Source organism: Yaniella halotolerans DSM 15476 (assembly GCF_000420805.1).
In the GTDB taxonomy this organism is placed as follows: domain Bacteria; phylum Actinomycetota; class Actinomycetes; order Actinomycetales; family Micrococcaceae; genus Yaniella; species Yaniella halotolerans.
Genome location: NZ_ATVQ01000001.1, coordinates 960,699 through 985,706, shown reverse-complemented (window position 1 = coordinate 985,706; position 25,008 = coordinate 960,699). Strand labels below are relative to the sequence as shown.

Annotated in this window: 29 protein-coding genes and 1 tRNA gene; 15 read left to right on the top strand and 15 right to left on the bottom strand. The window is 56.6% G+C overall.

The window, feature by feature from the left end; translation table 11 throughout:
• Positions 1–73 precede the first annotated feature (73 nt).
• On the top strand, positions 74–271 hold the full coding sequence (locus tag G583_RS0104770) for a helix-turn-helix domain-containing protein (protein WP_022870052.1): 198 nt from the start codon (positions 74–76) through the stop codon (positions 269–271).
• Between the two features lie 64 nt (positions 272–335).
• On the opposite strand, the gene G583_RS14405 is transcribed toward G583_RS0104770, so the two are convergent.
• Positions 336–890, bottom strand: a complete 555-nt coding sequence (locus G583_RS14405; protein WP_022870051.1) for a hypothetical protein — start codon at positions 888–890, stop codon at positions 336–338.
• A gap of 170 nt (positions 891–1,060) precedes the next feature.
• On the opposite strand from G583_RS14405, the gene G583_RS0104760 reads away from it, so the two are divergent.
• Positions 1,061–1,591, top strand: coding sequence for a peptidylprolyl isomerase (locus G583_RS0104760; RefSeq protein WP_029629270.1), 531 nt, complete (start codon positions 1,061–1,063; stop codon positions 1,589–1,591).
• A gap of 184 nt (positions 1,592–1,775) precedes the next feature.
• Positions 1,776–2,582, top strand: a complete 807-nt coding sequence (locus tag G583_RS14400; protein ID WP_051129599.1) for a rhomboid family intramembrane serine protease — start codon at positions 1,776–1,778, stop codon at positions 2,580–2,582.
• A gap of 212 nt (positions 2,583–2,794) precedes the next feature.
• Here G583_RS14400 and G583_RS0104750 read toward each other — a convergent pair whose 3' ends face one another.
• Positions 2,795–3,064: a cell division protein CrgA gene (locus tag G583_RS0104750; protein WP_022870048.1), complete on the bottom strand. Its 270-nt coding sequence runs from the start codon at positions 3,062–3,064 to the stop codon at positions 2,795–2,797.
• A gap of 95 nt (positions 3,065–3,159) precedes the next feature.
• On the opposite strand from G583_RS0104750, the gene G583_RS14395 reads away from it, so the two are divergent.
• Genes G583_RS14395 through G583_RS0104735 form a run of 3 tightly spaced genes read left to right on the top strand, consistent with a single transcriptional unit; the run spans position 3,160 to position 5,245 of the window.
• Entirely contained in the window at positions 3,160–3,939 is a 780-nt protein-coding gene (locus G583_RS14395) for a class E sortase (protein ID WP_022870047.1), read from the top strand.
• Positions 3,939–4,100 carry a hypothetical protein gene (locus G583_RS16780; protein ID WP_022870046.1) on the top strand — a complete coding sequence of 54 codons (162 nt, stop codon included), beginning with the start codon at positions 3,939–3,941 and terminating at the stop codon, positions 4,098–4,100. The genes G583_RS14395 and G583_RS16780 overlap by 1 nt, the downstream gene beginning before the upstream one ends.
• Before the next feature lie 47 nt (positions 4,101–4,147).
• Positions 4,148–5,245, top strand: a complete 1,098-nt coding sequence (locus tag G583_RS0104735; protein WP_022870045.1) for an LLM class flavin-dependent oxidoreductase — start codon at positions 4,148–4,150, stop codon at positions 5,243–5,245.
• 4 nt (positions 5,246–5,249) lie between these two features.
• On the opposite strand, the gene pknB is transcribed toward G583_RS0104735, so the two are convergent.
• Genes pknB through G583_RS0104700 form a run of 7 tightly spaced genes read right to left on the bottom strand, consistent with a single transcriptional unit; the run spans position 5,250 to position 14,560 of the window.
• Positions 5,250–7,163, bottom strand: coding sequence for a Stk1 family PASTA domain-containing Ser/Thr kinase (gene pknB / locus G583_RS14390; RefSeq protein ID WP_022870044.1), 1,914 nt, complete (start codon positions 7,161–7,163; stop codon positions 5,250–5,252).
• A gap of 18 nt (positions 7,164–7,181) precedes the next feature.
• Complete coding sequence (locus G583_RS14385) at positions 7,182–8,972, bottom strand: protein kinase domain-containing protein (RefSeq protein WP_022870043.1); 1,791 nt, start codon at positions 8,970–8,972, stop codon at positions 7,182–7,184.
• The gene (locus G583_RS0104720; RefSeq protein ID WP_022870042.1) at positions 8,969–10,420 is read right to left on the bottom strand and encodes a penicillin-binding transpeptidase domain-containing protein; all 1,452 of its coding nucleotides are present in this window, start codon (positions 10,418–10,420) and stop codon (positions 8,969–8,971) included. Before G583_RS0104720 ends, G583_RS14385 begins: the two co-directional genes overlap by 4 nt.
• On the bottom strand, positions 10,417–11,823 hold the full coding sequence (locus G583_RS0104715; protein ID WP_022870041.1) for an FtsW/RodA/SpoVE family cell cycle protein: 1,407 nt from the start codon (positions 11,821–11,823) through the stop codon (positions 10,417–10,419). Before G583_RS0104715 ends, G583_RS0104720 begins: the two co-directional genes overlap by 4 nt.
• Complete coding sequence (locus G583_RS0104710) at positions 11,823–13,277, bottom strand: PP2C family protein-serine/threonine phosphatase (protein WP_022870040.1); 1,455 nt, start codon at positions 13,275–13,277, stop codon at positions 11,823–11,825. The genes G583_RS0104715 and G583_RS0104710 overlap by 1 nt, the downstream gene beginning before the upstream one ends.
• 2 nt (positions 13,278–13,279) lie before the next feature.
• The gene (locus G583_RS0104705; RefSeq protein ID WP_022870039.1) at positions 13,280–13,762 is read right to left on the bottom strand and encodes an FHA domain-containing protein FhaB/FipA; all 483 of its coding nucleotides are present in this window, start codon (positions 13,760–13,762) and stop codon (positions 13,280–13,282) included.
• A gap of 3 nt (positions 13,763–13,765) precedes the next feature.
• Positions 13,766–14,560 (bottom strand): FhaA domain-containing protein, encoded by a 795-nt coding sequence (locus tag G583_RS0104700; protein WP_022870038.1) that lies wholly within the window; start codon positions 14,558–14,560, stop codon positions 13,766–13,768.
• A gap of 235 nt (positions 14,561–14,795) precedes the next feature.
• Here G583_RS0104700 and G583_RS0104695 point away from each other — a divergent pair.
• Positions 14,796–14,879: transfer RNA gene (locus tag G583_RS0104695), tRNA-Leu, on the top strand.
• 82 nt (positions 14,880–14,961) lie between these two features.
• Here G583_RS0104695 and G583_RS0104690 read toward each other — a convergent pair.
• Positions 14,962–15,606: a cyclase family protein gene (locus G583_RS0104690; protein WP_022870037.1), complete on the bottom strand. Its 645-nt coding sequence runs from the start codon at positions 15,604–15,606 to the stop codon at positions 14,962–14,964.
• Between the two features lie 109 nt (positions 15,607–15,715).
• Here G583_RS0104690 and G583_RS0104685 point away from each other — a divergent pair, with 109 nt between their 5' ends.
• From G583_RS0104685 to G583_RS0104670, 4 genes are all read left to right on the top strand, one after another.
• On the top strand, positions 15,716–15,928 hold the full coding sequence (locus G583_RS0104685) for a hypothetical protein (RefSeq protein ID WP_156832047.1): 213 nt from the start codon (positions 15,716–15,718) through the stop codon (positions 15,926–15,928).
• Positions 15,929–16,004: 76 nt separating this feature from the next.
• Positions 16,005–16,985 carry an LLM class flavin-dependent oxidoreductase gene (locus G583_RS0104680; protein ID WP_022870035.1) on the top strand — a complete coding sequence of 327 codons (981 nt, stop codon included), beginning with the start codon at positions 16,005–16,007 and terminating at the stop codon, positions 16,983–16,985.
• A 4-nt stretch (positions 16,986–16,989) separates the two neighbouring features.
• Positions 16,990–17,469, top strand: a complete 480-nt coding sequence (locus tag G583_RS16240) for a pyridoxamine 5'-phosphate oxidase family protein (protein WP_022870034.1) — start codon at positions 16,990–16,992, stop codon at positions 17,467–17,469.
• Between the two features lie 129 nt (positions 17,470–17,598).
• Entirely contained in the window at positions 17,599–18,684 is a 1,086-nt protein-coding gene (locus G583_RS0104670) for a YkvI family membrane protein (RefSeq protein WP_022870033.1), read from the top strand.
• A gap of 346 nt (positions 18,685–19,030) precedes the next feature.
• On the opposite strand, the gene G583_RS16700 is transcribed toward G583_RS0104670, so the two are convergent.
• Positions 19,031–19,228 carry a hypothetical protein gene (locus G583_RS16700; protein ID WP_156832046.1) on the bottom strand — a complete coding sequence of 66 codons (198 nt, stop codon included), beginning with the start codon at positions 19,226–19,228 and terminating at the stop codon, positions 19,031–19,033.
• A gap of 206 nt (positions 19,229–19,434) precedes the next feature.
• On the opposite strand from G583_RS16700, the gene ltrA reads away from it, so the two are divergent.
• Positions 19,435–20,319, top strand: coding sequence for a group II intron reverse transcriptase/maturase (gene ltrA, locus G583_RS14375; RefSeq protein WP_245540572.1), 885 nt, complete (start codon positions 19,435–19,437; stop codon positions 20,317–20,319).
• A 186-nt stretch (positions 20,320–20,505) separates the two neighbouring features.
• Here the strand turns inward: ltrA and G583_RS0104660 are convergent, their stop codons facing one another.
• Together G583_RS0104660 and G583_RS0104655 are read right to left on the bottom strand one after the other, a co-directional pair.
• Positions 20,506–20,697 carry a hypothetical protein gene (locus G583_RS0104660; RefSeq protein WP_022870032.1) on the bottom strand — a complete coding sequence of 64 codons (192 nt, stop codon included), beginning with the start codon at positions 20,695–20,697 and terminating at the stop codon, positions 20,506–20,508.
• Entirely contained in the window at positions 20,694–20,993 is a 300-nt protein-coding gene (locus G583_RS0104655; protein ID WP_022870031.1) for a MerR family transcriptional regulator, read from the bottom strand. The genes G583_RS0104660 and G583_RS0104655 overlap by 4 nt, the downstream gene beginning before the upstream one ends.
• 97 nt (positions 20,994–21,090) lie before the next feature.
• On the opposite strand from G583_RS0104655, the gene G583_RS0104650 reads away from it, so the two are divergent.
• Together G583_RS0104650 and G583_RS0104640 are read left to right on the top strand one after the other, a co-directional pair.
• Positions 21,091–21,522: an Hsp20/alpha crystallin family protein gene (locus G583_RS0104650; protein ID WP_022870030.1), complete on the top strand. Its 432-nt coding sequence runs from the start codon at positions 21,091–21,093 to the stop codon at positions 21,520–21,522.
• 397 nt (positions 21,523–21,919) lie between these two features.
• Complete coding sequence (locus tag G583_RS0104640; protein ID WP_022870028.1) at positions 21,920–23,080, top strand: FUSC family protein; 1,161 nt, start codon at positions 21,920–21,922, stop codon at positions 23,078–23,080.
• A 96-nt stretch (positions 23,081–23,176) separates the two neighbouring features.
• Here G583_RS0104640 and G583_RS16695 read toward each other — a convergent pair whose 3' ends face one another.
• Together G583_RS16695 and G583_RS14370 are read right to left on the bottom strand one after the other, a co-directional pair.
• Positions 23,177–23,350, bottom strand: a complete 174-nt coding sequence (locus tag G583_RS16695) for a hypothetical protein (RefSeq protein WP_156832045.1) — start codon at positions 23,348–23,350, stop codon at positions 23,177–23,179.
• 323 nt (positions 23,351–23,673) lie between these two features.
• Positions 23,674–24,492, bottom strand: coding sequence for an HAD-IC family P-type ATPase (locus G583_RS14370; RefSeq protein ID WP_022870026.1), 819 nt, complete (start codon positions 24,490–24,492; stop codon positions 23,674–23,676).
• Between G583_RS14370 and G583_RS17100 the strand changes: the two genes are divergently transcribed.
• Positions 24,450–24,902 (top strand): integrase core domain-containing protein, encoded by a 453-nt coding sequence (locus G583_RS17100; protein ID WP_156832044.1) that lies wholly within the window; start codon positions 24,450–24,452, stop codon positions 24,900–24,902. The two genes, G583_RS14370 and G583_RS17100, sit on opposite strands and share 43 nt — an antisense overlap.
• Positions 24,903–25,008: the final 106 nt, after the last annotated feature.

The following is a 25,008-nucleotide window of genomic DNA, read 5'->3' as shown; positions in this document are numbered from 1 at the left end:
AAGACTATACTCGCGAGGTATGTTGAGCTAACATAATAGTCAAGCATGCTTACCTATAGCTCAAGGAGCCACCATGATTGAAGCCTGGATGTCCGCTGACGATATCGCTGAACACCTTGGAGTCACCAAACACACCATTTATGGGTGGATCAATGATCGTTCTATGCCGGCTCATAAAATTGGGCGCCTCTGGAAATTCAAGGCTTCCGAAGTGGATGAATGGGTGCGTACCGGTGGTGCCGCTACAACGGATGAACTTGATGAACTCTAGGTTCTGAACACAAAAAACCCGGCCTGTAGAGCGTTTGTTCTACAGGCCGGGTTTTTTATGCGTATTATTCAGCGCTTGTAAGCGGCTGTGGTGTGGGGTTTGTCCACGGATCCTCAACCGGTTGGGACAACCGCCAGACGGCGTAGGCTGCACCGGCAGCCGCTACTGTAATACCAACGACAAGGAGTCCGCGACCGGACTTCTTGCTCTTCTTTGACTGTTTCTTCAACTGTTTTTCTGCATCCTTGGCCCATTTCGAAGCGGCCTTCTGCAGACGACGACCGGACTTCTTGTTCCCCGTGACCCGAGTGATCGAGTCGTTGACGAAATCAGGGAGGTCGGCGTCTTTGATCGCCTTGGCGCTACCAGCAGCAACCGGCGCTAGTTGACCAGCGGCAGCTGGGATGTAGTCGTCTTGAACTTTGTGCTGGAAGTTGTTGGCCGCGTCGCCGACTTTATGTGCGGCTTCGGAAATTTTCTTGGACGCGGCGTCAACGACCGGAGCGGCGCGATCTGCGGAATCCTGCCAAACATCTTCTGCCCAGTGACGGACATGCTCTGCAGCTTCAGAGACGGTGTCTGTCAGGGTTGGTGTCTTGGACTTCGAACGTCCGAGCATATGTACCTCCAGAGTAGGGATTGACTACCCTCTAGAGTACGCTGTCCGACGGTCTCTCGCCATGATTTGAGCCCCACGCGTTGGATCTCTTTAGGCCATGGGCGAATGAATCCTGACTCGCGCAGACTCAAGACCACACGATGCAGACAGATGATGGAAGAATAACCCTCATGAGTATCGCTACGCATAAAGCAGTTATCAAAACCAACCGCGGCGACGTCGTCGTCGATCTCTTCGGCAACCACGCCCCAAAGACCGTCAACAACTTTGTTGGCCTCGCAACCGGAACCCAGGAATGGACCGACCCAGCCTCCGGTGAAAAGAAGAGCGGTGTCGCGCTGTACGATGGCACCATCTTCCACCGCATTATCGCTGACTTCATGATCCAGGGTGGAGATCCACTGGGTCGCGGCATCGGCGGACCAGGCTACCAGTTCGAAGACGAATTCCACCCAGAACTCGACTTCAACGAACCATACAAATTGGCCATGGCCAATGCAGGCCCGGGCACCAACGGTTCGCAGTTCTTCATCACTTCGGTGGCAACCCCGTGGCTCCAGAACCGCCACACCATCTTCGGTGAAGTCTTTGATGCCGACTCCCGCAAGGTTGTTGATGAACTCAACACCGTGCCAACTGGTCCACAGGATAAGCCAGTGAACGACGTCATCATCGAGACCATCGAAATTACCGAACTCTAAGGAACTCCCGCTCATAATGTCATCCGGTCCATCATTTGGTGCCTATCACGATCCTTCGGCAGAACAGCCGGTGTGTCCACGGCACCCGGACCGGGTGGCATTTGTGCGTTGTCAACGCTGTAACCAGCCCGTGTGCGGTGATTGCCAACGATCATCCCAAGTCGGAGTGCTCTGCGTTGACTGCGTGCGCGAACACCAACGTGCACTACCCCGTGAACAACGGGCCCCTAAATTTACTGATCGGCATGGTCGGGCTGTCCCCTTGGCCACCTACATTATTATTGGCCTGACCACGCTGGTCTACGGCCTGCAGTGGGCCGGTCAGCTGATTCCTGGCTTCCCGGATATCTACCAGCTGTTCTTATACTCCCCACTGCACACCTCGGCGGTGGCGCTGGAAATGCAGGCGCTCACCGGGCAGAACCTCTTCCAGCCCTGGCGTATGCTGACGTCCGCATTAGTGCATTCGATGGGTTCGCCCATCCACCTCGTGCTGAATATGGCAGTGCTGTGGATGATTGGCCGCCAAATTGAACAATTTCTCGGCGCCGCCAAATTTGTGGCGATCTATGTGCTGTCTGCCCTTGGCGGGGCAGTGGCGGTACTCTTCTTAGCTGCCCCGAACTCGGCTGTTGTTGGCGCATCCGGTGCGGTCTATGGACTCTTCGCTGCACTGTGGATGATTGGACGACGCATGGGTGCCGATACACGTGGCATTACCGTTCTCATTGTCATCAACTTTGCCTTCTCGTTCCTCGGTGCCGGCATTTCCTGGCAGGGCCACCTCGGCGGTTTCCTGACCGGTCTGGGCGCCTCAGTCCCGGCCCTGATCGCCGACCGGAAACAAAGAACCAGCGTGACCACTCCAGAAACGCGCAAAGCATTGCACCGGCGAACCTGGCTCGGGTTGGTCGTCGTCGCGGTGGTACTCATCGCACTCACCGTGATTGGTGCCCTGTTGATTGACGCCCAATCGGTCTTGGCGCGATAATCCGTTTCGCCGCTGTGGATAACACAAGCGCGGCCCAGAATCCACAGCTGTGCCCACAGGCAATCCACATGGTTGTCCACAGTTTTTGTGGATAACTAGCATAGATTGTGTGGAGTCCCCAGGATATCCCCAGAGTTATCCACATAATCATCCACAATGTGGAGAGTTACATGTGTGTAACTCTGATCTTCTGTGGGGAGGTTGTGGGAAACTTAGCGCCAGCGGGTCATCATGATGAATCCGACCATTGCTAAACCGAATCCAACGATAATGTTCCAGCCACCGATACCGGGGATGGGGAACTGGCCACCGGGTGCAAGGTAAAAGACCATAATCCACAGCAACCCCACGATCAACAGCCCGAACATGGCAGCCTTATACCAGGTTGGAAGTGGCGCGGGCTGGTCGTCGGCGGCCATGATTTCCGCGTCCAACTCTGAAAGTTCGGTGTTCTTGTTACGGCGCTTCTTCGATGATGCCAATGCGTGTCCTGTTCAAGAGGGGTGCGTATACTACTGACAGTATTCTACGTGCACGGATTCTGTGCCGCAGCGTATCTTGAGATCAAGGACCCAACATGTCATACGCCGGTTCCCGGCCGCCATCACGGAGGCAGCGCCGCGCCACCCCAAAGCGCCGTCCGCCGCGTCCAACATTTCTCGGCGTGATAGGCGAACTGCTCATCACCGCCGGACTATTCGTCCTACTGTTTGTGGTGTGGGAGCTGTACTGGACTAACCTCGGCGCTAACCGTGAGGCCCAAGCCCACCGAGACACCATCGTTGAAAACTTCGATGCCCAGCACGACGCTGGGTTTGACGGTTCTGGGCCCGATCCGTCAGTGCCGGCTGATGTGACCACCGGCGACCCCTGGGGCATGCTCTACGTTCCACGCTTTGGGTCAGATTATTCGGTTCCGGTGCTCGACGGGACCGGAACCGAAATTGATTCGGCTGTCCTGGGCCGATACGATTCCTCGCCGCGTCCCGGGGAAGACGGCAATCTCGCCTTGGCCGGTCACCGCCAAACCTACGGTGCGGTGTTATGGGACATGGATCAGCTGCAAGACGGCGATCGGCTCTACTTGCAAACTGCCAATGGCTGGTGGGTCTATGAAACCCGCCAGGTGCATATCGTGCAGCCCACCGACGTCGGTGTCCTCGCCCCCAACCCCACGGATCCCATCTCGGCTGAGCCCGCGGGGCAGTGGCTGACGCTGACAACGTGTCATCCGCCCTATACCGTACTGGAGCGCATGATCACTCACGCCGAGCTCGTAGAGTTTGTGCCAGTCAATGACGGTGCACCAGATGAGATCGCCGATACCGTACCCGAGCAGCTTTTCGAGGAGAACTAATGTACGCCTGGCTTTTCCACCTGTTGCCCGGCCCCACGTGGTTCCGCTGGATCCTGACCCTGGTGGGATTAGCGGCCGTCGTGTTCGTGCTGATGGAATACGTCTATCCCTGGGTCGCGGAATTTGGGTTCTTCTCCGATGCAACAATGGACGTCGAGTAGTTCAGATTTGAAGGAATGTATTTGCGGTGGTGTAGGTTGTTCAAGATATGACCAATTTTGCGCCTACCCCAAATCCATCCAACCACCACGCTGCATCACTTGACGATGGCGTCGTGGAGTTCGGTCTTCACACGTTCGGAGACATCACCCAGGACGTCGAGGGCACCCGTGTACTGTCCTATCCCGAAGTGCTTCGCAATGTTGTAGCCGAAGGTGTCTTGGCCGACCAGGTCGGTATCGACGTGATCGGTATTGGTGAGCACCATCGTCCCGATTATGCTGTCTCGGCCCCAGACGTCGTCTTGACCGGCATTGGAGCCCCAACCGAACGCATTAAACTCATCTCCGCGGTTACCGTGTTGTCTTCTGATGATCCGGTACGCGTGCATCAACGCTTTGCCACACTCGATGGCATCACCTCGGGGCGGGCTGAAGTATCGCTGGGGCGCGGTAGTTTTATCGAGTCTTTCCCGCTGTTCGGTTATGACCTGAGCGATTACGAAGTGCTGTTTGAAGAAAAGCTTGAACTCTTCGACCACCTCCGCCGTGAAGAACCCGTTACATGGTCCGGAACACAGCGTGCCGCACTCGAGAATTATTCGATCTTCCCAAAGACGGCCCACGAACATGGTCTGCCGACCTGGGTTGCTGTTGGTGGCTCGCCTAACTCGGCTATTCGGGCCGCCAAATACGGTATGGGTCTGGAACTGGCCATTATCGGTGGGGCAGCCCAACGCTTCGCACCGTTTGCGGAACTGTACCGGAAACACATTGCGAACAATGGTTTCGACCCGCGCCGTATTGCCGTGCATTCTCACGGTTTTGTGGCCAACACCGATGAGGAAGCCATGGAACGTTATTACCCGTACTGGCACCACTCGATGTCAAATATGGCGCGTGAACGCGGTTGGCCACAGCCCTCACCGGATCAGTTTGCCCAGGAAATTCGCCACGGAGCCCTGCACCTGGGTTCACCTGAAACGGTTGCCCGGAAGATTGCCGACAGCATTCGCGCAATCGGTGCCACGCGGTTTGGTATGAAGTACGGCAACGGCCGGCTACCGCACGAGTTCATGATGGAATCGATCGAACTCTACGGGACCAAGGTCAAACCGATGGTGCTGGATATGCTGGCCGATTCCTAATCGGTTAGCTTTCGTCTTCGCTGGCAGACTCCGAGTCGGTCGGGGTGGGCGACTCGTCGTCCGACGGCTCATCGGAAGCATCCTCTGAGTCGTCCTCGCTGGGTGATTCAGTCTCGCTGGGCTCTTCCGAGGGCTCTTCGGGCTCCCCGGCGATACCAAGGGTAATCGTTTCGCCCTGGGAAGCGGTTTCTCCCGGCTCGATGGACTGGTTGACGACCTGACCAACCATGTCAGGATCGTCGTTGCTCACGTCGGCAATTTCGACGCTGAGCCCAACCGAGTCGGCAGTCAACGTATTTTCGGCTTCTTCCTGCTGCATTCCCATAACGTCGGGGACTTCAACCTCGCCCGATGACATTTTCAAGGCAACGGTCGAACCGTAGGCCACGGTTGAGCCTAAAGCAGGGTTGGTGTCGACGAGTCGGTCGCGCGGGATGGTGGGGGAGTTGACGTAAGAAACGTCCGAGACGGTCAAGCCAAGTCCTTCGAGCGTGTCACGCACGGTTGCTTCGGAGGCGCCCTGCAAATTGCCGGGGATTTCGACTTGGTCTGGACCCAGTGAAATATTGAGTGTGATCTCGTCGTAGCGCTGCATGGTCGTTGCGGCGGCGGGATCGGTGCCAATTGCTCGGTCGCGTTCAACGTCGTCATTATGCGCGTATTCCAGGATGGGTCGTAGCCCGGCGGTGGTCAGCGCATTTTGGGCGTCGGTTTCAGGCATACCGGACACATCAGGAACCTCGACCTGGTTTTCTTCGATGCGCTGTTGCTCGGCTTCATTCCAGAACCACCAGCCGGCAAATGCGCCGCCGCCCAGCAGTAAAATGAGCAGCAGAGCGATAAGCCATCCGCGGCGACGCTTTTTCTTGCGATCCGGTTTGGGGTCATCGACGGCGTCCATTTCGCCGGTCATTTCGTAACGCTCGGGGAGTTCCTCGCGTGGTTCAAAAATGGAGTCGGAATTGTTGGCCGATATCGCCCCCATCGCTTGGGTTGGCTCAGTATCGGCAGGCAACACGGCTGGTGGGATGACGGTGGTGGATTCGTCTTCGCTGATCGCAATGCCGTCGTAGTGTGCGGCACGCAGCGCGGTCAGGAATTCTTTACCCGTTTGGAACCGGTCTTCGCGGTTTTTGGCCAACGATTTTGTGAGCACGGATTCCAGAGCTGGACTGATTTCGGGGACCAGTGTGGTCGCGGCCGGCGGTTCTTCACGAACGTGTTGATAGGCGACCGCAACGGGCGAGTCACCAACAAATGGGGGTCTGCCGGTCAGCAGTTCAAAGAGTACACAGCCCACCGAGTAGAGGTCCGAACGGAAGTCGACCGATTCGCCGCGAGCCTGTTCGGGGGAGAGGTATTGTGCGGTCCCGACCACGGCCTGGGTCTGGGTCATCGTCGCCGAAGTGTCGGAGAGCGCCCGGGCGATACCGAAGTCCATGACTTTGATGGCGCCGGATCGATCGACCATGGCGTTGCCAGGTTTGATGTCGCGGTGGACGATGTCGTTGTCGTGCGAGTAGGAGACGGCTGCGAGGACGCCTTCGGTCCAGGCAACGGCCTGATCAATGGTGACTTCGTCTTTGCGCAACAGTGCCCGCAGGGTGTCGCCGTCAACGTATTCCATGACCATGTACGGGCAGGCCACACCGGGCTGCCCGTTAGTTTCGGGTAGCTGTTCCTCCCCGGTGTCGAAAACCGCAACGATATTGGGGTGATTCAGTGCCGCTGAAGCGTGTGCTTCGCGACGGAACCGCGTCTGGAATTGCGGGTCTCGGGCCAGGTCGGCGCGCATCATTTTGATGGCGACGGTTCGGCCCAGGCGTTCGTCACGGCCGAGATAGACGTCGGCCATTCCGCCTCTTCCTATCAGTTCGCCGACTTCGTAACGGCCATTGATAATGCGTTGTTGGGACACGGTTTTCCTTATGAGACGCTAGGCCGCGTTTCCAGCGCCATTGGTTGGGGAAGTTGTAGGACCGGAAGCGCTCTCGACGGCCGGTGAGTCGCCCTCGCCTTCGCCGCTTTGACCGTTACCTGGCTCGCCCTGGTTGCCGTTTGGGCCACCGTTGGCTTCGTCAGCAGGCGAGTTCTCTGGTGATTGCTGCGTTGGCTCGGTGTCCGGCGTGGTCGGGTCTGGTTCAGGGGCCTGAGTGGTTGGATCTTGCGGGGTCTCTTCCGGAGTCGTTGGGCCCGGTTCTGGTTCCTGAGTGGTTTGTTCTGGCGCTTGCGTGGTGGGTTCCGGCTCCGGTTGTTGCTGAGTAGGCTGCGGTTCGGGCTCAGGTGCTGGTTCAACTTCCGCAGCATTCGAGAAGGTCACGGTAATGGTCTCGCCTTCCTCCACTTCGCCGGTCGGGTTCAAAGCGATTACCGTACCATATGGTTCTGAGTCGTCCCTCTCCTCAGCCTCAACGGTAAATCCAAGCTCCTCGAGTTCGGCAGTTACTTCCTCGAGGTCACGCCCAACATAGTCCGAGGCCACCAGTTCGACGGTCGCAACGGTCTCCGTTTCGGAAGGCTCCGGTTCTGGTTCCTCATCGGAACCCAGCGAGGAAACCCATAAACCAATACCGACCAGGGCCGCCAGGATGACGACGCCAATCAGCGGCCAGAACCACGGACTGCGTTTCTTTTCCTGGTCTGTGGTGTCAAAGTCTGCGGCGCCGTCTTCAGGCAGCGATTCCGCGCCGTAGCCGTTTGACTGTGCCGAAAGCGCCGCGCCTTGGGCAGCAGGCATTGCCGCGGTGGTGCTCGATGGTTCTTCGGTCGGCGACATGATTTGTGTGGCATGTGGGTCTGCCATGCCATCAAAACCGGACGTGTTGATCACCTGGGTGGCATCGGAGTCGAAACCGCCGGCGGTGATGAACGGGACCATGCCGGGAACAGCATTGATCGCGGACTGCGTGTTCTGGCGGCGTAGGGCTTCGGCAGCGGTCGCCAGTTTTTCGGCATCTGCCGGGCGATCTTCGGGCTCTTTGGCCAGCATGGACATGATTAATGCCCGAACCGGCTCGGGAATGGAGTCCGGAAGTTCTGGTGGATCGTCGTTGACCTGTGCCAGGGCGATGGCGATCTGTGATTCACCCGTGAACGGACGGTAGCCGGCTAAACATTCATACCCGATAATACCCAGCGCGTATACATCCGAAACACCGGTAGCCTGCTGACCCGTCGCCTGCTCTGGCGCGAGGTATTGTGCGGTGCCCATTACTTGGCCGGTCGCCGTCAGCGGTACTTGATCTGCGAGTCGAGCGATCCCAAAGTCGGTGACCTTCACCCGATTCTTTGAGTCAATCAGGAGGTTTCCGGGTTTCACATCGCGGTGCACAAGGCCCTGATCGTGAGCCGCTGAGAGCGCGCGTGCTGTTTGCGCCATGATCGATAAGGTGCGATCCGGGGACAGCACCTTTTCACGATCCAAGATGGCGCTCAGGGGGTCGCCCGGTACGAGTTCCATGACCAGGTAGCCGGAGCCTTCTTCCTCGCCGTAGTCGAACACGTTGGCCACACCGGGGTGATTGAGCAGTGCGGTGTGCTGTGCTTCAGCACGGAAGCGTCGCAGGAAGTTGGGGTCTCCGGTGTATTCTTCTTTGAGAATTTTGATGGCGATAATGCGGCCGAGCACTGTGTCGCGTGCTTTCCACACTTCACCCATGCCGCCAATGGCGATACGATCGGTCAGTTCGTATCGGCCGCCTAGCGTCATTCCCGATATTGGTCTCACTGTTCGACCACCGCCTCCACGATTGTCTTAAGGTTCGTCGCGGTGAGCTGGCTACCCACCGAATAGTCTGTGTTTTGGTATACCAGCGTTACCGCAACCTGGGGATCATCTGCCGGTGCGAAGCCCGTGATCCACGAGTTCACTTTGCCTGTCGTACCGATATCTGCGGTACCCGTTTTGGCCGCGATAGGGATGGATGAGCGAGCTGGCATGGCTGTCCCCGATTGGACGACTTCTTGCATCATCGTCGTCATCTGATCTGCGGTCTCTTCGCTGATCGCTTCTGAGTATACTTCCGGCTGGGTTTCTTCGAGCAGGTTGAGCTCTGGGCCGCGCACCGAATCCACCATTTGCGGTGTCATCACGGTGCCGTCATTCGCAATACCGGCGGCAACCATGTTCATCTGCAATGCCGTGGCCTGGACGTCAACCTGACCCAGGACGGATTGTGCGAGTGTCGCGTCGGCGATGTCCTCGGTTGGGAAATGCGACGTGTTCACGGACAACGGGATGTTGAGCGAATCGTCGTTGAAGCCGAAGCGCTCTGCGACGTCCAGAATCTGGTCCTGCCCCATGTCCATCGCGGCCTGGGAGAACGGGGTGTTACACGATTGCGCAAAAACCCAGGTGAACTCGGCCGAACCCCGCTGGTCACAAATACCGCCGCGGAAGTTCGTAATAGGGTTGTCGGGTGCTTGCGGCAGAGGAAGCTCATTTGGAATGTTCACGGAACCACCGGGGGTGTATTCTCCGGATTCCAGCATGGCGATCGCATCAATCAGTTTGAACGTAGACCCGGGATACGGGCGTTCATAGGTCGGCTGATTGTTATACGGCGAGACGCCGGACTCTACGAGTTCATCCATATTCGCAGACGCCTCGGTGGTCGAGTGCACCGCTAACTTATTGGTGTCGTAGCTGGGACGCGAAGCCATGGCCAAAATTCGCCCGGTATCGGGTTCCGAGATAATGGCCGAGGCTTGCATACCTTCAGGTAGTGCGTCGAAGGCAGCTTGCTGTGCGGCCTGTTCGATAGTGAGTTCAACCGAGGCACCCGGATTTTCTTCACCGGTCAGTTGCTGCCGGATGCGTTCGACAAACAGATCATCCGAGGTGCCCGAAAGCCATTCGTTGAGACGCTGCTCCAACCCGGTCTGGCCATAGTTCAAGGAATAGAACCCGGTGATCCCGGAGTACATAGCCGGGTCGTGATACACGCGTTGGTAGTCGAAACTGGTGGAATCGCTTGGCACGGATTCGGCGATAGGCTCGCCTTCGACCAGAATTGGGCCGCGGGGTCCACCAAACTGTTTATATAGTTCGCGGGTGTTGGCCTCGTGGGTGCGCAGATCGTCAGCACCGATGACCTGAATATAACTGGCGGCACCTAACAGAACCACAAAAATGGTGACAATGCCGTACCAGGCGTAGCGGATCGATTCGTTCACTCGCGCTCACCTGCCCCAACGGGTTGTCCCGGATCGCCCACGCCTGCTCCGAACCCCGAAGCGTTGACCATCGGACCGGATTGCACCGGACGGTTGGCGGTGTGGGAAATTAACAAAACTAGCCCCATAATCATCCAGTTTGCGAGCAGCGAGGAACCGCCGGCGGCCATAAACGGTGTGGTCAAACCGGTCAGCGGGATCACACGCAGGACACCACCGACGACGACGAAAATCTGGATGGCCATCGCGCAGCCAAGCCCACCGGCCAACAACTTACCGAAGGCATCGCGTGCTGACAGGCCAATACGCATGATCCGGGTGATCAGTAGGAAGAAGGTCAACAAGATGGCGGCGAGCCCAATGAGCCCGAGTTCTTCGCCAAACGACGCGATGATCATATCGGAGTTTGCGGCGAACACCATGTCGGGGCGACCTTCACCGAGCCCTGACCCAAAGAACCCACCCGAGGCCAGCCCAAAGAGTCCTTGGACAATCTGATGCGAGCCGTGTTCGGCGTAAATCATGTCCATGTCAAAGGCGTTGAGCCACCCGTCAATGCGGGCCTGAACGTGTGGGAAAAGACTCGCGGCGATTACTGCGCCGACTGCGGCGGCACCGAAGCCCAGAATGATCCATGACAGTCGTGAGGTTGCCAGGTAGATCACGGCCATGAAAAGCCCGAAGAACAAGACGGCCGAGCCGAGGTCGCGCTGGAAGATGAGCACGCCCATGGCAACCAACCAGGCCACGACGAGCGGCCCGAGGTCCTGCATGCGTGGGAAAGTCAGGGGCCCGACCTTCTTACCGGCCAGCAAAATGAGGTCCCGGTTGGCGCTGAGATACGAGGCGAAGAAGATGGCCAGCGTCAGTTTGGCAACTTCACCCGGCTGGAACGAACCGATACCCAGGTTGACCCAAATGCGGGCACCATAAATCTCCATACCGATAAACGGTAGGAACGGGAGGATGAGCAGTAGCGCTGAAGCCAGCAGCCAAACATAGGTAAACCGGCGCATATTGCGGTAATCGCGGATAGCCCACACGATTGCCATGGCGATAATAATCGACAGCGCCGTCCACAGCAGCTGGTTGTTGGCCGAGGCATCTCCCGGAGGTACCAGATCGAGCCGGTGAATCATGGCCAGGCCGAGCCCGTTGAGGGTTAACGCCAGGGGCAGGATGTATTGGTCGGCAAACGGTGCGCGTAAGCGCAGTACGATGTGGAAGATGACGGCCAGCGCCAACATGACACCGAACTGGACCCAGTAGTTGGCGTCGATGGTTTGGTCCATGCCGAGCCCGGAGAGCATATAAGCACCGGAGCCAATGACCACAGACACCAACAGCAGCACCAATTCGGCGATGCGCAACGGTTTCTTGAGTGACTGATCAGTCTGAGCCATTACTGATTGCCTCCCATGGCGCCGGCTGTTGCTCCGGCAATCGAGGCGGAAGCGGAGACGCCGTTTGTAGCGATCGGAATGTCCGTGTCCTCCGGTTGGTCGCCTGGCGAGACCGGTGGAGCCTCAGGTATCAGCGCAGTTTCTAAGTCCATCAGGATTTCGTGAGCATGGTTGAGATCCTGAGCCGGTAGTCCGGTTTCTACGCGCTGACGGCTGTATCCGGGTAGTCGCGAGAGTGGGATTTCCGTCGTTTCTTCGAGCGAGGATAGTTCGACCGGACCGATCGCCTGCGGCACGCCACGATAGATGGCCACGTTCTCGGCTTCGGATCCGACATAGTACTGGCTTCGAATCCACAGGAAACCTACGGCAAGCGACGTCGCAAATAAAATCAGAAAGACTCCGACCATCGTCAATAACGGCCAGGAGCGCCGACCGGTTGGGACAGCATCCTCTTCTAATTGGGCCGGTGGCGGGGTGTTGTTTGGTTGCGCGGCATCCGATGCGCCGTGGAGGAGTGCCGCGGCACGTTTCTGTGACGACGAGCGGGTTACCACGGGAATCTGGTCGGTGTCAGTAGCCAATTCTGCCGCACCGACGAGCAAGTGGGGCCGCGATGCAAGATCTGCGCGCAGCAGCGACGCCGATACGGATTCGCCGTTATGTGCCGCGGTGACTTCGCGGGCTGATTCCGTCAGCTCGTCGGTTTTGGGATCAGTTTCAGCGGTGATCTGGCGTTCGGCGGTCTCAAACACCACGATTGAAACGTTATCCGGTGCGCCGCGATGCAGTGTTTCGTCCACGAGATCTCGAGCGATATCCTCAAGTGTTTTATCGGCGCGCAGCAGCATCTCAATGGTGTAGTCATCAACGACGGCGTTCAGGCCATCCGAGCACAACAGCCAGCGCTCACCAGGTTCGGCAGCAAACGACGTGACATCGAGTTCCGGGGAAGCATCCACATCACCCAGGACCCGCATCAGCACGTTCTTATGCGGATGCGATTCGGCATCCGCGGCGCTAATCCGGCCCTCATCGATGAGGCGTTGGACGAAGGTGTGATCAACTGAGAGCTGCTCGAAGGTATCGTTTTTGATGCGGTAGGCACGAGAGTCGCCGATGTGTGCCATATGTATGATGTCGTGGTCCACGAGCACGGCCGTGCACGTGGTGCCCATACCGGCAAGTTTCGGGTTATCGTGCACCAGGTCATTGAGAATGAGGTTCGCCGATTGAATTTCATCGGGCAGAATTGTGGCCGGATCAGGGTGGTTATTCCGGTCCAGGGGTGCTAAATCAAGTACCACCGAGGCTGAGGCAACATCACCGCCGACATGTCCGCCCATGCCGTCGGCGACGATCGCAAGATAGCGGCCAACATAAGCCGAGTCGTCGTTTTTTGAACGGACTCGTCCGACGTCGGAGCGGGCTGCGAAGTCTAACTCGAGGGCCATGGTTATGCCTTGAGCTCCATGACAGTTTTCCCAATTCGGATACCTGTACCCGGGTCAATTGGCATCGTACGGGTGAGCTGGTTGCCCTGCACAAAGGTCCCGTTGGTCGAACCCAAATCTTCTAGGAACCATCGGCTGCCCTGGGGAAATAACCGTGCATGGCGGCCCGAAGCGTAGTCATCTTCCAGGATCAGTCCGGCGTCCTGAGCACGACCAATGAGTAACGGTTGACCGCCGAGATCAATCGATCGTCCGGTCAGGGGTCCCTCGGTTACCACGAGTTTCGAAGCGAGAGCGCGCTGCGGTACCGGAGTCGCGGTGGTACTGGTGGCGGCTTCAGCATTTTTCTTATCCTTGCGACGCGTTAGGCGTGCCGGACGTGCTATCTGCAGCGATTTACCTTGAGAACCAATCACGGAGAACACAAAAATCCACAACAGGGCGAGGAGCCCAAAACGCAGCGCTGTAATCGCTATTTCGCTCACGGGCTACCTCCGTGTCTGGGTTGTTGTATCTGGGGCGAGTCGAAACACGATGGTTGTCCGACCGGCGGTAATAATATCACCGTGATGCAAATCTACAGTGTTCGCTGCTTTCTGCCCGTTGACGTAAAAACCATTCGTGGACCCCAAATCAGCGGCGCTGACGCGATCCCCTGCAACGTTAATTTGAAGATGACGGCGCGACATACCTGGATCAGCCACCGTGATGTCGGCATCCGAGGAACGGCCGATGACCGCCGCTGATGAATTAATCGCGTAGCGGGTGCCATCGATTTCTAAGACCGGACGCCAATCCGTCTGATCGACCCGCATATTCGGGTCGGTCATCTCGAGTGGTGGTTGCACCGGACGCGAGGAAACTTGCTTATCTGCCGAGTAGGAGATCGGTTGGCCCGGATCGATGTCCTCCGTGCTTTCGGTGCTGGACTCGATCTGCATGTTGCCTTTTTCGACGTCATCGTCGGAGACGAACGTCACGCGCACGGGGCCGGATAGTGAATAGCCCTGCACCGAGGCATGTCGGATTGCCTCGTCGCACAGCTCTTCGGCTAGAGCACGGCCCCACTGTTGTACCTGCGTGAAGTCGTCTTCCGAAAAGGCGATCGTGTACACGTTGGGAACCAGGGTGCGGTCTTGCGAAATGGTCGCGGCTCGATTGTCCATTTCGGTGCGCATCGCATTGGTCACTTCGACCGGTTTGATCCCTTTTGACCCGCCGGCCGAGAAGATTTTGCGCACGGAACGTTCGAGAATGTTCTCTAAACCATCCAAGATGCCCAACTCGGCACTCCTCTCAACGTGTCACGCAGATAACCGGTAAAGACTCAACAGTAGTTCTGCACCGAATATTTGTCACATGTGGTTACATTTTCGCACATCAGTCATAGCATTACATGAAGCCTGAAGTCAGGGCCAGAAATTTTTATAAACTTGGTGACTGATTAGCGTTCAACGGTTGTTTGTGTTTATACTATAGATCGTGCTTAGCGCAGATGCATTGAAGCGCAAGTCACTCGCGCGAGTGGCGGAATTGGTAGACGCGCTGGCTTCAGGTGCCAGTGTCTTCACGGACGTGGGGGTTCAAGTCCCCCCTCGCGCACAGACAGAAAAGACCTCCGAACCCGAAGATTTCCCTCCGGTTCGGAGGTCTTTTGCATTGGGGTAGGCATCCAGCCGCGCAGCTAATCGCAGCGGGCAACTGCACGGACCGGGGAACCGTCGAGTCCAGCGAGCGGTAGGGGCAGAATCGTCACGTTTAGTTGATGTGGGAGTGGCGTAAGGCCTCGCAGGTTCTCAACGATAACGCCGTCATTGCCCAGCCAGAACTCGTGGATCGGGAAAGCTGAGGGTTCTGATGTGGGATCAGGACTGAGAGTATCGACGCCGAGAACGCGTGCACCCCGATGCCAGAGCTCTTGAGCTAACTCCAAGTCGAGATATGGGTGATGTTCTCGAAGGACAGTGTGGAAGTGCTGGTCCCAACCCGTAGCGACACACACAATATTGGGAAGTCTGCCAGGAAGCTGTTGGAAATCCGAGGCGTTGAGCTGGGTATCCTGCAGCGGTTCGGTCCGGCCCTTTTTCAGGTGCAAGATATATGCCTCGCCGTCGAGCAGCTTGAGATCGAGCTGCTCAACCGTTCGCCCACCGTCGACAGAATGCGCGGGAGCATCCAGGTGCGTTCCGGTGTGGGTACCGAGTTCTACACGGGCGACCGCTGCGCCGTCGTCGTGGATATTCAGTACGGGCGTGATTGTTACCTGTGGATCGCCGGGATAGACGGGCATCCCTGAGGTGAGGGGATGGCTTAGGTCAATGATTTTCATGAGAGGGACTCCGGTAGATGGCATTCTGGACGCACGGGGTCTGTTGTCTCGGTGTGTTGCGACGTAGGGTGGGAACAAGTTTTCCGAGACGAAAGTGCAGGTGATGAAGATGGCTGTGACCTTTACGAATAGGCGTGAAGTTGAGGCCTACGTGCAGGATGCGGTGCAGGAGCACATTGTCGCCAGCCACACCGTAGATATTAGCGCGGTGGTCGACGAGTTGCATGCGATCGCTGGTGGTACGTGGGATGTTCAGCACATTGATGACGACGTGTTTTGGGCAACGGTGAAACGTCATCAAAATTCCGAGAATACGCCCTAAGTACCACGTGGCTCGGGGGTGCTGGGCGGTCCGATAGGCTAAGCGGCAATCGCACCGTATGAAAGGACAACCGGCATTGTCAGTCCCACTGAGTATTCTAGATCTCGTCTCAATTTCCGAGGGTTCCACCGCTCGGGACGCCATCAAAGCCTCGATGAAGTCCGCTCAACTCGCCGATGAGCTGGGCTATCACCGTTTGTGGTTCGCCGAGCACCACAACACCCCGAACCTGGCGGCCAGCTCGACCGCGCTGCTGATATCGCAGGCCGCCGAGAACACCGAAAAGATCCGCCTGGGTTCTGGCGGTGTCATGCTACCAAACCACGCACCACTCATGGTGGCCGAACAGTATGGCACCCTGACGAATATGCACGGGGATCGCATTGATCTGGGCCTGGGGCGCGCTCCGGGCACCGATATGATGACGGCGCAGGCGCTGAGCCGCTCATCTGCCGAACCGCAGGCTTTTGCCCAGAGTATTTATGATCTGCAGGGTTGGTTCAGTGACAAGGGTACGTCGTATAGTGCGCCGATCGTTTCCGCTGTTTCGGCCGGGATGAATGTGCCAATCTGGGTGCTGGGCTCCACGGTTAACGGCGCATCGATTGCCGGCCAACTGGGCCTGCCGTTCTCAGTCGCCTCGCACTTCGCGCCGGATCAGTTGGACCAGGCGATTCAGGTCTACCGCGATTCATTCAGCGCAGAGGCCCCAACCGCCCAGCTGGAAAAACCGTATGTCATGGCCGGAATCAATGTTTTGGTTGCCGATACGGATGCCGAAGCGCAGCGCGAATACACGGTGATCGAACAGATGTTCCAGGATATTCAGACCGGCCAGCGTCGTCTGTTACAACCACCGGTTGATCCGGCCCAGCTGGGCTCGAGCGGCAACCCGATGCTCAGCATCAAAGCCGTGGGCGCGCCGCAAACAGTTCGAACTCAACTCGAGAAATTCGTCGAACGGACCGACGCCGATGAACTCATTACGGTGACCTATACGTATGACCCGGCCGTCGGTGATCATTCCCTGAAACTGCTAGCTGACGCATGGTTCTAACGTCATGACCTATGTGCTCGATCGGATCTGGCAGGCATTGGGCGATGCAACGTCAGAAGGTACCGGTTTTACCCTGGGCATCCTCGCAACCATTGGCGTCGGGGGCGGGCCCAGGGCGCGCGCTATTATTCTGCGCAAATTCCAGCCAGCACCGGCGCGCATCTACTTTGCCACGAACGTGCATTCAGATAAGGTCGACGAAATTCAGGAGCACCCACAAGTGGCCCTGACCTTACAAGACGGTTCTGTGCAGTTACGTATCCAAGGGAAAGCAGTGATTGCCGACGACGCCGAACGGCTCACTGCCTGGGAAGCCTTGGCGCCACATAGTCGAGAGCTCTATGCAACGGCCGGCATACCGGGTGAGGCTGTGGATGAGACAGCCGAGCGTGTTGAGGACCCGGGCACAGCGTTTCAACGTTTCGCGTGGATTCGGGTCGATCTTGAACACCTTGATTGGCTCGATCTGGCCGGCCCCCATTAGAGGTGGCAATTCCATCGTGAGGTTGGCGGCTGGGTCGGTCAGCGCGTCGTTCCGTAACCCAGCCTTTTGTGAGCTGTCACACTGAGAGGATGGGATTAACTCGAGCATAAGGGTGGTAAGGACAACGTCATGAAAGATACTCTTCGCGTTGCCGGGGTATACATCGGCACGATCATCGGGGCAGGCTTCGCCTCCGGCCAGGAAGTGCTGCAGTTCTACACCGGGTATGGCTGGTTAGGGATCCTCGGGACACTCGTCACCGTGGTGTTGTATCCGTTGTTGGGCTACTACCTCGTGGTGTTGGGTAAACGTGTGAAGGCGCAATCGCATAAGAGCGTGATCTACCATATCGCTGGGAAGTACCTGGGCTTCGTCATCGATCTGCTGCTCACCTTCTTCCTGTTCGGGGTCGCCGTCATTATGGTCGCCGGCAGTGGCTCGCTCTTCCAACAGCAGTTCGGCATGTCCCCGTCCATCGGCTATGCACTGATGGCCATCCTGATTGTGCTCGCCCTGTTGCTCAGTCTGCGCCGAGTCTTGAACGTGATCAGCTCAATTGCACCGTTTGCATTCGCGGTCATAGTTGCCCTGGCACTCTATGCTGTTCTGACGGCCGATACCAGTGGTGTCGATCTCGAAGCAGTGTCTGCGACTCAGGAGCAACTAGCCTCATCGCACTGGCTACTGAGTGCGTTCCTGCACGTGTCCTTTAATGTGGCGCTATCCGTCAGCATTCTTGCGATCATGGGCGCCACCGAGCAGGACCATAAGGCAGCTAAGCGAGGGGCCATCCTGGGGGGAGTGGTCCTAGGCGTTATCGCGTTGGTTATCAACTTGGCCATGTACTTTAACGTCGACGAGCTTATTGGAGCCGAAATGCCAATGCTGACGATTGCTAATGACGTGAGTCCGGTCGTCGGTCTCGTTATCGCGATACTCCTGCTGGCGATGATCTTCAATACCGCCGTGCCGATGCTGTATACCTTCACCGCACGGTTCTTCGAAGTCGACACAACTCGGTTCAAAATTGCGGCACTGGTGGGTGGAATCGTTGCCTTCGCTCTCGGGTTCGTCGGCTTTACAGAGCTGGTCAATCAAGTTTATCCGTTGCTCGGATACCTTGGCTTCGTGATCTTTGCGTGCATGGCTGTCAATCTGGTGCTCATCACTCGGAGAAAGTCGAGGGGAGCAGCGACCGAGGTATCGGAACGCTGATGTCCGCGAGCTGCTTTTACGCTCCCGATGTAGTCATTATTTGAGCCGAGTTATAGCAGCGGCCTTGCCTGAGAGCGGGCAAGGCCGCTGTTTTGTACGCCCGGCATGGGCATCTACTTGGGGGTGAAAGTCCTCTGGAGGAGAAGATGGTTTAACTCCTAGCCGATGGCAACTGCTGCATCGTGAGGTGTGGTGGAGAGGAAGCCGGTTGGCAAATCTTGGCACCGAGGTACACGAATCGCATCAGGCATGCAGTCTGGGGTCAGCCAGCAAAAGATGGTGATGCCCGTTCCATCAAGACGGTCTGTGTGTAAATGCGGCGGGAGCTAAGAGAAAGTACGTGTTCTTATCCGGGGAGGTCTGCCTTAGTGCGCCACCAGAATATCGGTGGGGCGATCATGGCTGTGAGGTTGTGGTTGATGGGGTAGAAGTCAGCAGCGGTCGTAGTACCTGCCAGGGATCGGTTTGGTGTCCACGCAAGTGTCCCACCGGCTACAAATGGTAGAGAAGGGCCAAACGCTGTGTTTGATATGCAAGCAGTCATGATCCTCGTGATTGGATGTTGATCGCAGTAAATCACTGATGAGAGAAGTGAGCAGTACAAGTTGGAGGGACCGGTGCATACGGGAGGGCCCTTGTCTGTGCGTAGTCGTCTTGATCCGGCGGATGTGGATGAACATATCGAGGCTCAGCAGGTCAGTTTGTGGGAACGTGTGTTTTCGCAGGCGAATCTGCTGGGTGCGTTGAAACGTGTCGAGCAAAACAAGGGTGCCCCCCGGTGTTGATGGGCTGCCCGTGCATGAGTTGCGGGATTGGCTGGAACAACATTGGGTGGATATTCGGGAACGCTTAGATGCGGGGGTGTATCGGCCGTTGCCGGTGGCTCAGGTGATGATCCCAAAACCTGATGGCGGCCAGCGACGACTTGGTGTGCCCAGTGTGGCGGATCGTCTGATCCAACAAGCAATCGCGCAAGTACTGGTCCCGATCTTTGATCCGGGTTTTGTTCCGGTCTCGTATGGGTTTAGGCCGCATCGGTCTGCCCTGGATGCTGTGGTGGTGGCCAAAACGGTCATTCAGCAGGGGTATCGATGGGTAGTCGAGGTGGATCTGGATTCGTTCTTTGACCGGGTCAATCATGACATGCTCATGGCCAGAATCGCGCGCAAAGTAGAGGACACACGACTGTTGAAGCTGATCCGTGCCTATCTTGAGGCGGGGATCATGGCCGATGGCGTCGTGCAAGCAACTGACGAGGGTACCCCACAGGGTTCTCCCTTGTCTCCGCTACTATCGAACATTTTGTTAGATGATTTCGATCAACTGTTTTGGTCTCGCGGTCACCGGTTTGTCAGATATGCTGACGATCTTCGGGTATTCGTGAAATCAAAACGGGCTGCCTATCGAGTTTTAGACGTGGCGACACGCTTCTTAGAAGACTCGTTGCGGTTGAAGGTGAATCGGGCAAAGTCATCAGTGAAACCAGCATCCTCTGCAGAGTTGCTGGGTTATGGTTTCTATTTTGCCAAAGGTTCACAGGTCAAATTACGGATGGCGCCTGCCACGCGCAAGCGTGTCAAGGATCGTATACCCTTCTTTACGGGCCATGCCTGCTCAGCATTAGTAGCTCTGTGATTGTTCACTTCATTTGGTGTGTGTAGCTTGGCGCGGCGGCTTCTGGTCAGTCCGAACACCAGAGGCGATCGAACTGCTTCTACGAAGAACCTGCTGGTGTCCTACCACGAACACTCACAGGGCTTCTTTTAAATACCTGCCTACGAAGATGGCCGCCGGTCAGCTTGGCCGGCGATCCTTTTTCGTCTACCTTTCCTGCTCCTTGTCGTCTATCGGTACGTTTTGTTGTTGTTCGATCCAATCGAATTCGCTCACCGAGGTAGCGCGCGTAGCTAATGGTGCCAGTTGTTCGTCATCTTCATGCTCATCAGAGTAGACTTGCTCGGCCAGTTCCTCTTTGGGTACTTCCAGTTTCGGATGCTTGCGTTGCGACATCATGTCTGCTCCTTTCGTTGGGATCGAAGCTTCGCATTTTCGTCTTGCAAATTGAGTACCATCTCAACACCAGCGAGGTTCAGGCCGGAATCGATCAACGCCAGAACACGGTGTAGACGCTCAATGTCACTGCGACTGTAACGCCGTGTTCCGCCGGCGGTGCGGGCGGGATCCACTAAGCCACGAGTCTCATACAGTCGCAGCGTCTGCACGCCAGCACCCACGATCTCAGCTGCAACTGAAATCGTGTACACGGCTCTGTGTTCATCGCTGTCTTCGAAGCGTTCTGATTTTTTCATCCACACCCCTTGCGTCGTTTCACATGCCATGCTATAACAAATATATACCGGACGCTATAGATTTCCGGTAAAGTTCAACAGAGAAAGGGAAGCGAAGATGCTGATGCGTACCGATCCATTTCGTGAATTTGACCGTCTCACCCAGCAGATCCTTGGCGGTAACGGGACAGCCGCTCGTCCCACCGTGATGCCAATGGACGCTTGGCGTGAGGGTGACACCTTCCACGTCGAGTTTGACCTGCCCGGAGTTGATGCCTCCAGTATTGATTTGGATGTCGAGCGGAATGTTGTGACAGTAAAAGCCGAACGTCCACGGCTTGATGACAATAAGGAACGCCTTGCAGCAGAGCGTCCCCGCGGCACCTTCAGTCGACAACTCGTGCTCGGCGACAACCTAGATACCGATCAGATCACGGCGAATTATGACGCTGGGGTACTGGCGCTTGAGATTCCTGTGGCCGAGTCTGCCAAGCCACGTAAGATTGAGGTCAATGACGGTGGGAGCCAACAACAAGCGATCACACCATAATCAGCTGAAACTCAACGAACAGGAGGCACTATGATCAAACTCAACAAGGATATGCCCTCACTGATGACCGATCCCGCGTCTCCTGCTGGGCGGGACAGCGAAGAGGAGTTTGATTGGATCGCCGTCACGGAGCCACCGTGCTAGTTCCCTAGCGTCCCCGCAGATAATCATGCGGCGGGAAACATAACCCCACCCTCCACACGCACCACCCTGGCGGCCCCACGTCGATCCACCATCTTTCCGGGTCGCAGTGGGGCCCACAACCGCCCTAGGATCACGCAACGAATATCGCCTAGACGCTTACAGTACAGTTGTTGTACCCAGCAACGAAACAGGACAGACGCGTACCTGTATGCACTGTCTGGCTCCATAGCATTGCCAACAGAGAGGACTGTTGATGATCTCAGAACGCACGTCGGCCGGTTTATCGTCCAGAGCCGCCAACTCAACGCGCTATATGGACCTGGAGGGACAATCACGGCACGGACGCTTCCTGCGCTGGTTCAGGAGCCCCGAAACCACTTCCGATCTACTACTGACCATCAAAGCAGTCGTAGCCGGCACCTCCGCGTGGGCCATTTCTGTTGGTGTACTGCATTCAGAAGTAGCGTTCATGGCCCCGTGGACAGCCCTTTTGACGGTTCATGCCACAGTGCACCGTTCGCTATCGCGCGGTGCACAAACCGTAGTATCTTCCACCGTAGGCATGGGCTTAGCGTTTGTTGTCATGCAATTCCTTGGCGTCAATATCTGGACGTTTGCGTTGGCATTGCTCGTGGGATTATTTGGAGCCCGCATTTCGTGGATTCGGGACGAAGGGGTAGCTATTGCTACCACAGCCATCTTTATTTTCACCGCAGACGATCCCATGTTCGCCGAACGGTTCATAGAATTGCTACTAGGGGTAGGGATCGGCGTCGTAGTGAACCTGCTGGTCATCCCACCACTGAAAGACCAACAAGCTGCCCGGTATGTCGATAGTATTAATCGGCGTATGGGCGCCGTCTTAGTGGATATGGCCGATGAGTTTGCTGAACAGTGGGATACGGACAGCGCTGAAGACTGGCTCAAAGAAACTGAATCGATGAGTGCCGAATTAAACTCCGCGTGGCAAACCGTTCGGTTAGCCAGAGAAAGTCAGCGAAAAAACCCCAGGGCAATCTTCAGACAGCGGCAAGGACCCCAACAAGAGATCATCAGCTACGAAGACATCCTCAACCGCGTCGATGAGGGTATCTCTCATCTGCGTAACCTGACCCGGACTCTTTGGGAAGCCGCCTACGATATCAGCGAATGGGATACCGAATTCCGCGAGGGCTGGGTTGCAATCGCCCATGATGTGGGTGTGGCCATTGCAGACCCTGAAGGCACCGTAGAGACTGAGCGCGACCGTCTGACTTCCCTGGCATCGAAGATGTCTGAGGCAGAGCATCTGCCAAATATCAGCTGGCCTACCTATGGGGCACTGATTTCAAGTCTGCAACACATCGTTGTGATAGCCCATGACGTCGCCTCCGCCCGCGAAGCTCGCCAAGCCTCTTCGAAAGCAGCCGCCTAAGAACGCGTGCCAATAAGTGTCGTTAACGACACACTCGATGCTACCGACCTCGTCGATCGGGGTTGTTCCAGAATACAAAAGCGGTCTCAGTTGAGTTTAAATAGTTGCGATCCTGCCCTGGAATCTTTGGGCTATGGCCAGGTAACTCGATGTACTGGAAGATTTAGAACTTATCTGACGGAAAAATTGAATATACAGTTCGATGAGAACGACGCCTTGACGCCATTTGAAGCCGGTTGCGGTACCGGTCATGGCGGTATGTTCGCTCATATTCTAACTTCAGGTTCGACCCGGATAGTGTTGTGCACGAGCCGATCCATATTGGCATCGGTGTGAACACCTGAGCCAAGACACTGATGCCAATCTTTCTTGGCGTATTGCGCGCAGAGAACACCGTCAGGGCGGTGTCGTAGCGACGTTCAGGGAGCTCCAGCATGACGCTGCGTACTGGCTCGTCCGGCGGGTCCAGCAACCTACTCGAAAAGACTAGCAGGCCGAAACTGGCGTATGCTTTTGAGCAGTTTGGCCTGACATTGAGGCTCACCTACGGCTTGGATCCAGGATTTTTCTAGGTCGGGCTTGCGCAGTATTCATCATTTTTCTCTTTTCACTCTCGCAGCGGCAGAGCCGAGCATCTGGCGCTGTAGCTTTTGGGGTGATGTGCTCATATTGGTCGATGGCAACTCTCGGTGGAGGCGTAACGCTCGCAGTGCAATGATGATCGCAACAACATCAACAACTTCTTGCATCAGTGCACCGATGGTCGCTGGTAGATAGCCGAAGGCGGCAATACTCATCAGTCCAACGGAAACCGCTATACCAAACCAGATTGATTGCAGCGCGATGTTTACGGTTCGCTTTGAAATATGCACGACATCGGCCAGGGCAGAAAAGTTCTCCGATGTAATCACGGCATCAGCGGATTCGGAAGCTGCAGTCGCGCCCCTGGCACCCATAGCAATACCGACATCGGCGGTAGCTAAAATCGGCGCATCGTTGATGCCGTCAGCGACCATGAGTGTAGGTGCCGGCAGTTGCTTTACGATGTCGACCTTATCGGTGGGCGTCAGGGACGCGTGCACCTGGTGTGATCTCAACCCAACGTCTCGAGCAATGGCTTGGGCTGTACTTTCAGTGTCACCAGTGACCATGACCATGTCGGTGACACCATGGGCTGATAGCCACGCCAACGTGGCCCCAGAGGTTTCACGTAGCGGATCTGCCAGTACGATGATGCCCAGTAACTCATCATTGTGGGAGACATAGACGGCCGTTTCACCAGCGGTGAGTTCCAAGGGCTCAAAGGCAGGCACAACTTCGGCGATGAAGGAAGATTTACCAACGCGCAGCCTGTCGCCAGATGTAGTAGTTGCGGCAATACCGTTGGTGGCAATTTCTTCGGCTTCCAACATTGGTACGAGTTCTATATTCTTGGTCGTCGACCGAATTGATCTATGCTCGCCCCGCCTGGCCTTCAGCTACTGAAGTGGCATTCCAGACGATGAACTGGGTCCATTGGTGGAACACGAACCGCTTGCACGAAGCGCTGGAGTACCAGACCCCGGCCGAAGTTGAAGCCGACTATCATATGACCCAAGCTCACGCCCTGAGCCCCGTATCACAATCGGAACAAAACCTAGGACGCTTCAAAATGGCGGATCCGCAAACACCACGGCCATACCTGGTTCCAGCCCGCCATCTGGTTAGACCCCTACCAACCACTGCTCCGCAACCTCCACTGGAGCAGCTGACACAGCCTAAAAATGCGAAGCTGAGAGGCGGTGGCCAGAAATGGTCACCGCCTAACGCTTACTGGTCGTAGCTGGTTTCAGGCTAATCACACCGAGTCATTGAGTGAACTCTTCGTAGCGTCTAGTAAATTGAGGCAGGTTTTCCCACGCAATGCAAATACAGTTGCTAGGCTTTGG

What these genes read in the sequence shown, in the direction of transcription:
- G583_RS0104770 (WP_022870052.1), top strand. Translation starts at nt 74, where the DNA reads ATGATTGAAGCCTGGATGTCCGCTGACGATATCGCTGAACACCTTGGA.
- G583_RS14405 (WP_022870051.1), bottom strand. Translation starts at nt 890, where the DNA reads ATGCTCGGACGTTCGAAGTCCAAGACACCAACCCTGACAGACACCGTC.
- G583_RS0104760 (WP_029629270.1), top strand. Translation starts at nt 1,061, where the DNA reads ATGAGTATCGCTACGCATAAAGCAGTTATCAAAACCAACCGCGGCGAC.
- G583_RS14395 (WP_022870047.1), top strand. Translation starts at nt 3,160, where the DNA reads ATGTCATACGCCGGTTCCCGGCCGCCATCACGGAGGCAGCGCCGCGCC.
- G583_RS16780 (WP_022870046.1), top strand. Translation starts at nt 3,939, where the DNA reads ATGTACGCCTGGCTTTTCCACCTGTTGCCCGGCCCCACGTGGTTCCGC.
- G583_RS0104735 (WP_022870045.1), top strand. Translation starts at nt 4,148, where the DNA reads ATGACCAATTTTGCGCCTACCCCAAATCCATCCAACCACCACGCTGCA.
- G583_RS0104715 (WP_022870041.1), bottom strand. Translation starts at nt 11,823, where the DNA reads ATGGCTCAGACTGATCAGTCACTCAAGAAACCGTTGCGCATCGCCGAA.
- G583_RS0104710 (WP_022870040.1), bottom strand. Translation starts at nt 13,277, where the DNA reads ATGGCCCTCGAGTTAGACTTCGCAGCCCGCTCCGACGTCGGACGAGTC.
- G583_RS0104690 (WP_022870037.1), bottom strand. Translation starts at nt 15,606, where the DNA reads ATGAAAATCATTGACCTAAGCCATCCCCTCACCTCAGGGATGCCCGTC.
- G583_RS0104685 (WP_156832047.1), top strand. Translation starts at nt 15,716, where the DNA reads ATGGCTGTGACCTTTACGAATAGGCGTGAAGTTGAGGCCTACGTGCAG.
- G583_RS16240 (WP_022870034.1), top strand. Translation starts at nt 16,990, where the DNA reads ATGACCTATGTGCTCGATCGGATCTGGCAGGCATTGGGCGATGCAACG.
- G583_RS0104670 (WP_022870033.1), top strand. Translation starts at nt 17,599, where the DNA reads ATGAAAGATACTCTTCGCGTTGCCGGGGTATACATCGGCACGATCATC.
- G583_RS16700 (WP_156832046.1), bottom strand. Translation starts at nt 19,228, where the DNA reads ATGACTGCTTGCATATCAAACACAGCGTTTGGCCCTTCTCTACCATTT.
- G583_RS0104660 (WP_022870032.1), bottom strand. Translation starts at nt 20,697, where the DNA reads ATGATGTCGCAACGCAAGCATCCGAAACTGGAAGTACCCAAAGAGGAA.
- G583_RS0104655 (WP_022870031.1), bottom strand. Translation starts at nt 20,993, where the DNA reads ATGAAAAAATCAGAACGCTTCGAAGACAGCGATGAACACAGAGCCGTG.
- G583_RS0104650 (WP_022870030.1), top strand. Translation starts at nt 21,091, where the DNA reads ATGCTGATGCGTACCGATCCATTTCGTGAATTTGACCGTCTCACCCAG.
- G583_RS0104640 (WP_022870028.1), top strand. Translation starts at nt 21,920, where the DNA reads ATGATCTCAGAACGCACGTCGGCCGGTTTATCGTCCAGAGCCGCCAAC.
- G583_RS16695 (WP_156832045.1), bottom strand. Translation starts at nt 23,350, where the DNA reads ATGAGCGAACATACCGCCATGACCGGTACCGCAACCGGCTTCAAATGG.
- G583_RS14370 (WP_022870026.1), bottom strand. Translation starts at nt 24,492, where the DNA reads ATGTTGGAAGCCGAAGAAATTGCCACCAACGGTATTGCCGCAACTACT.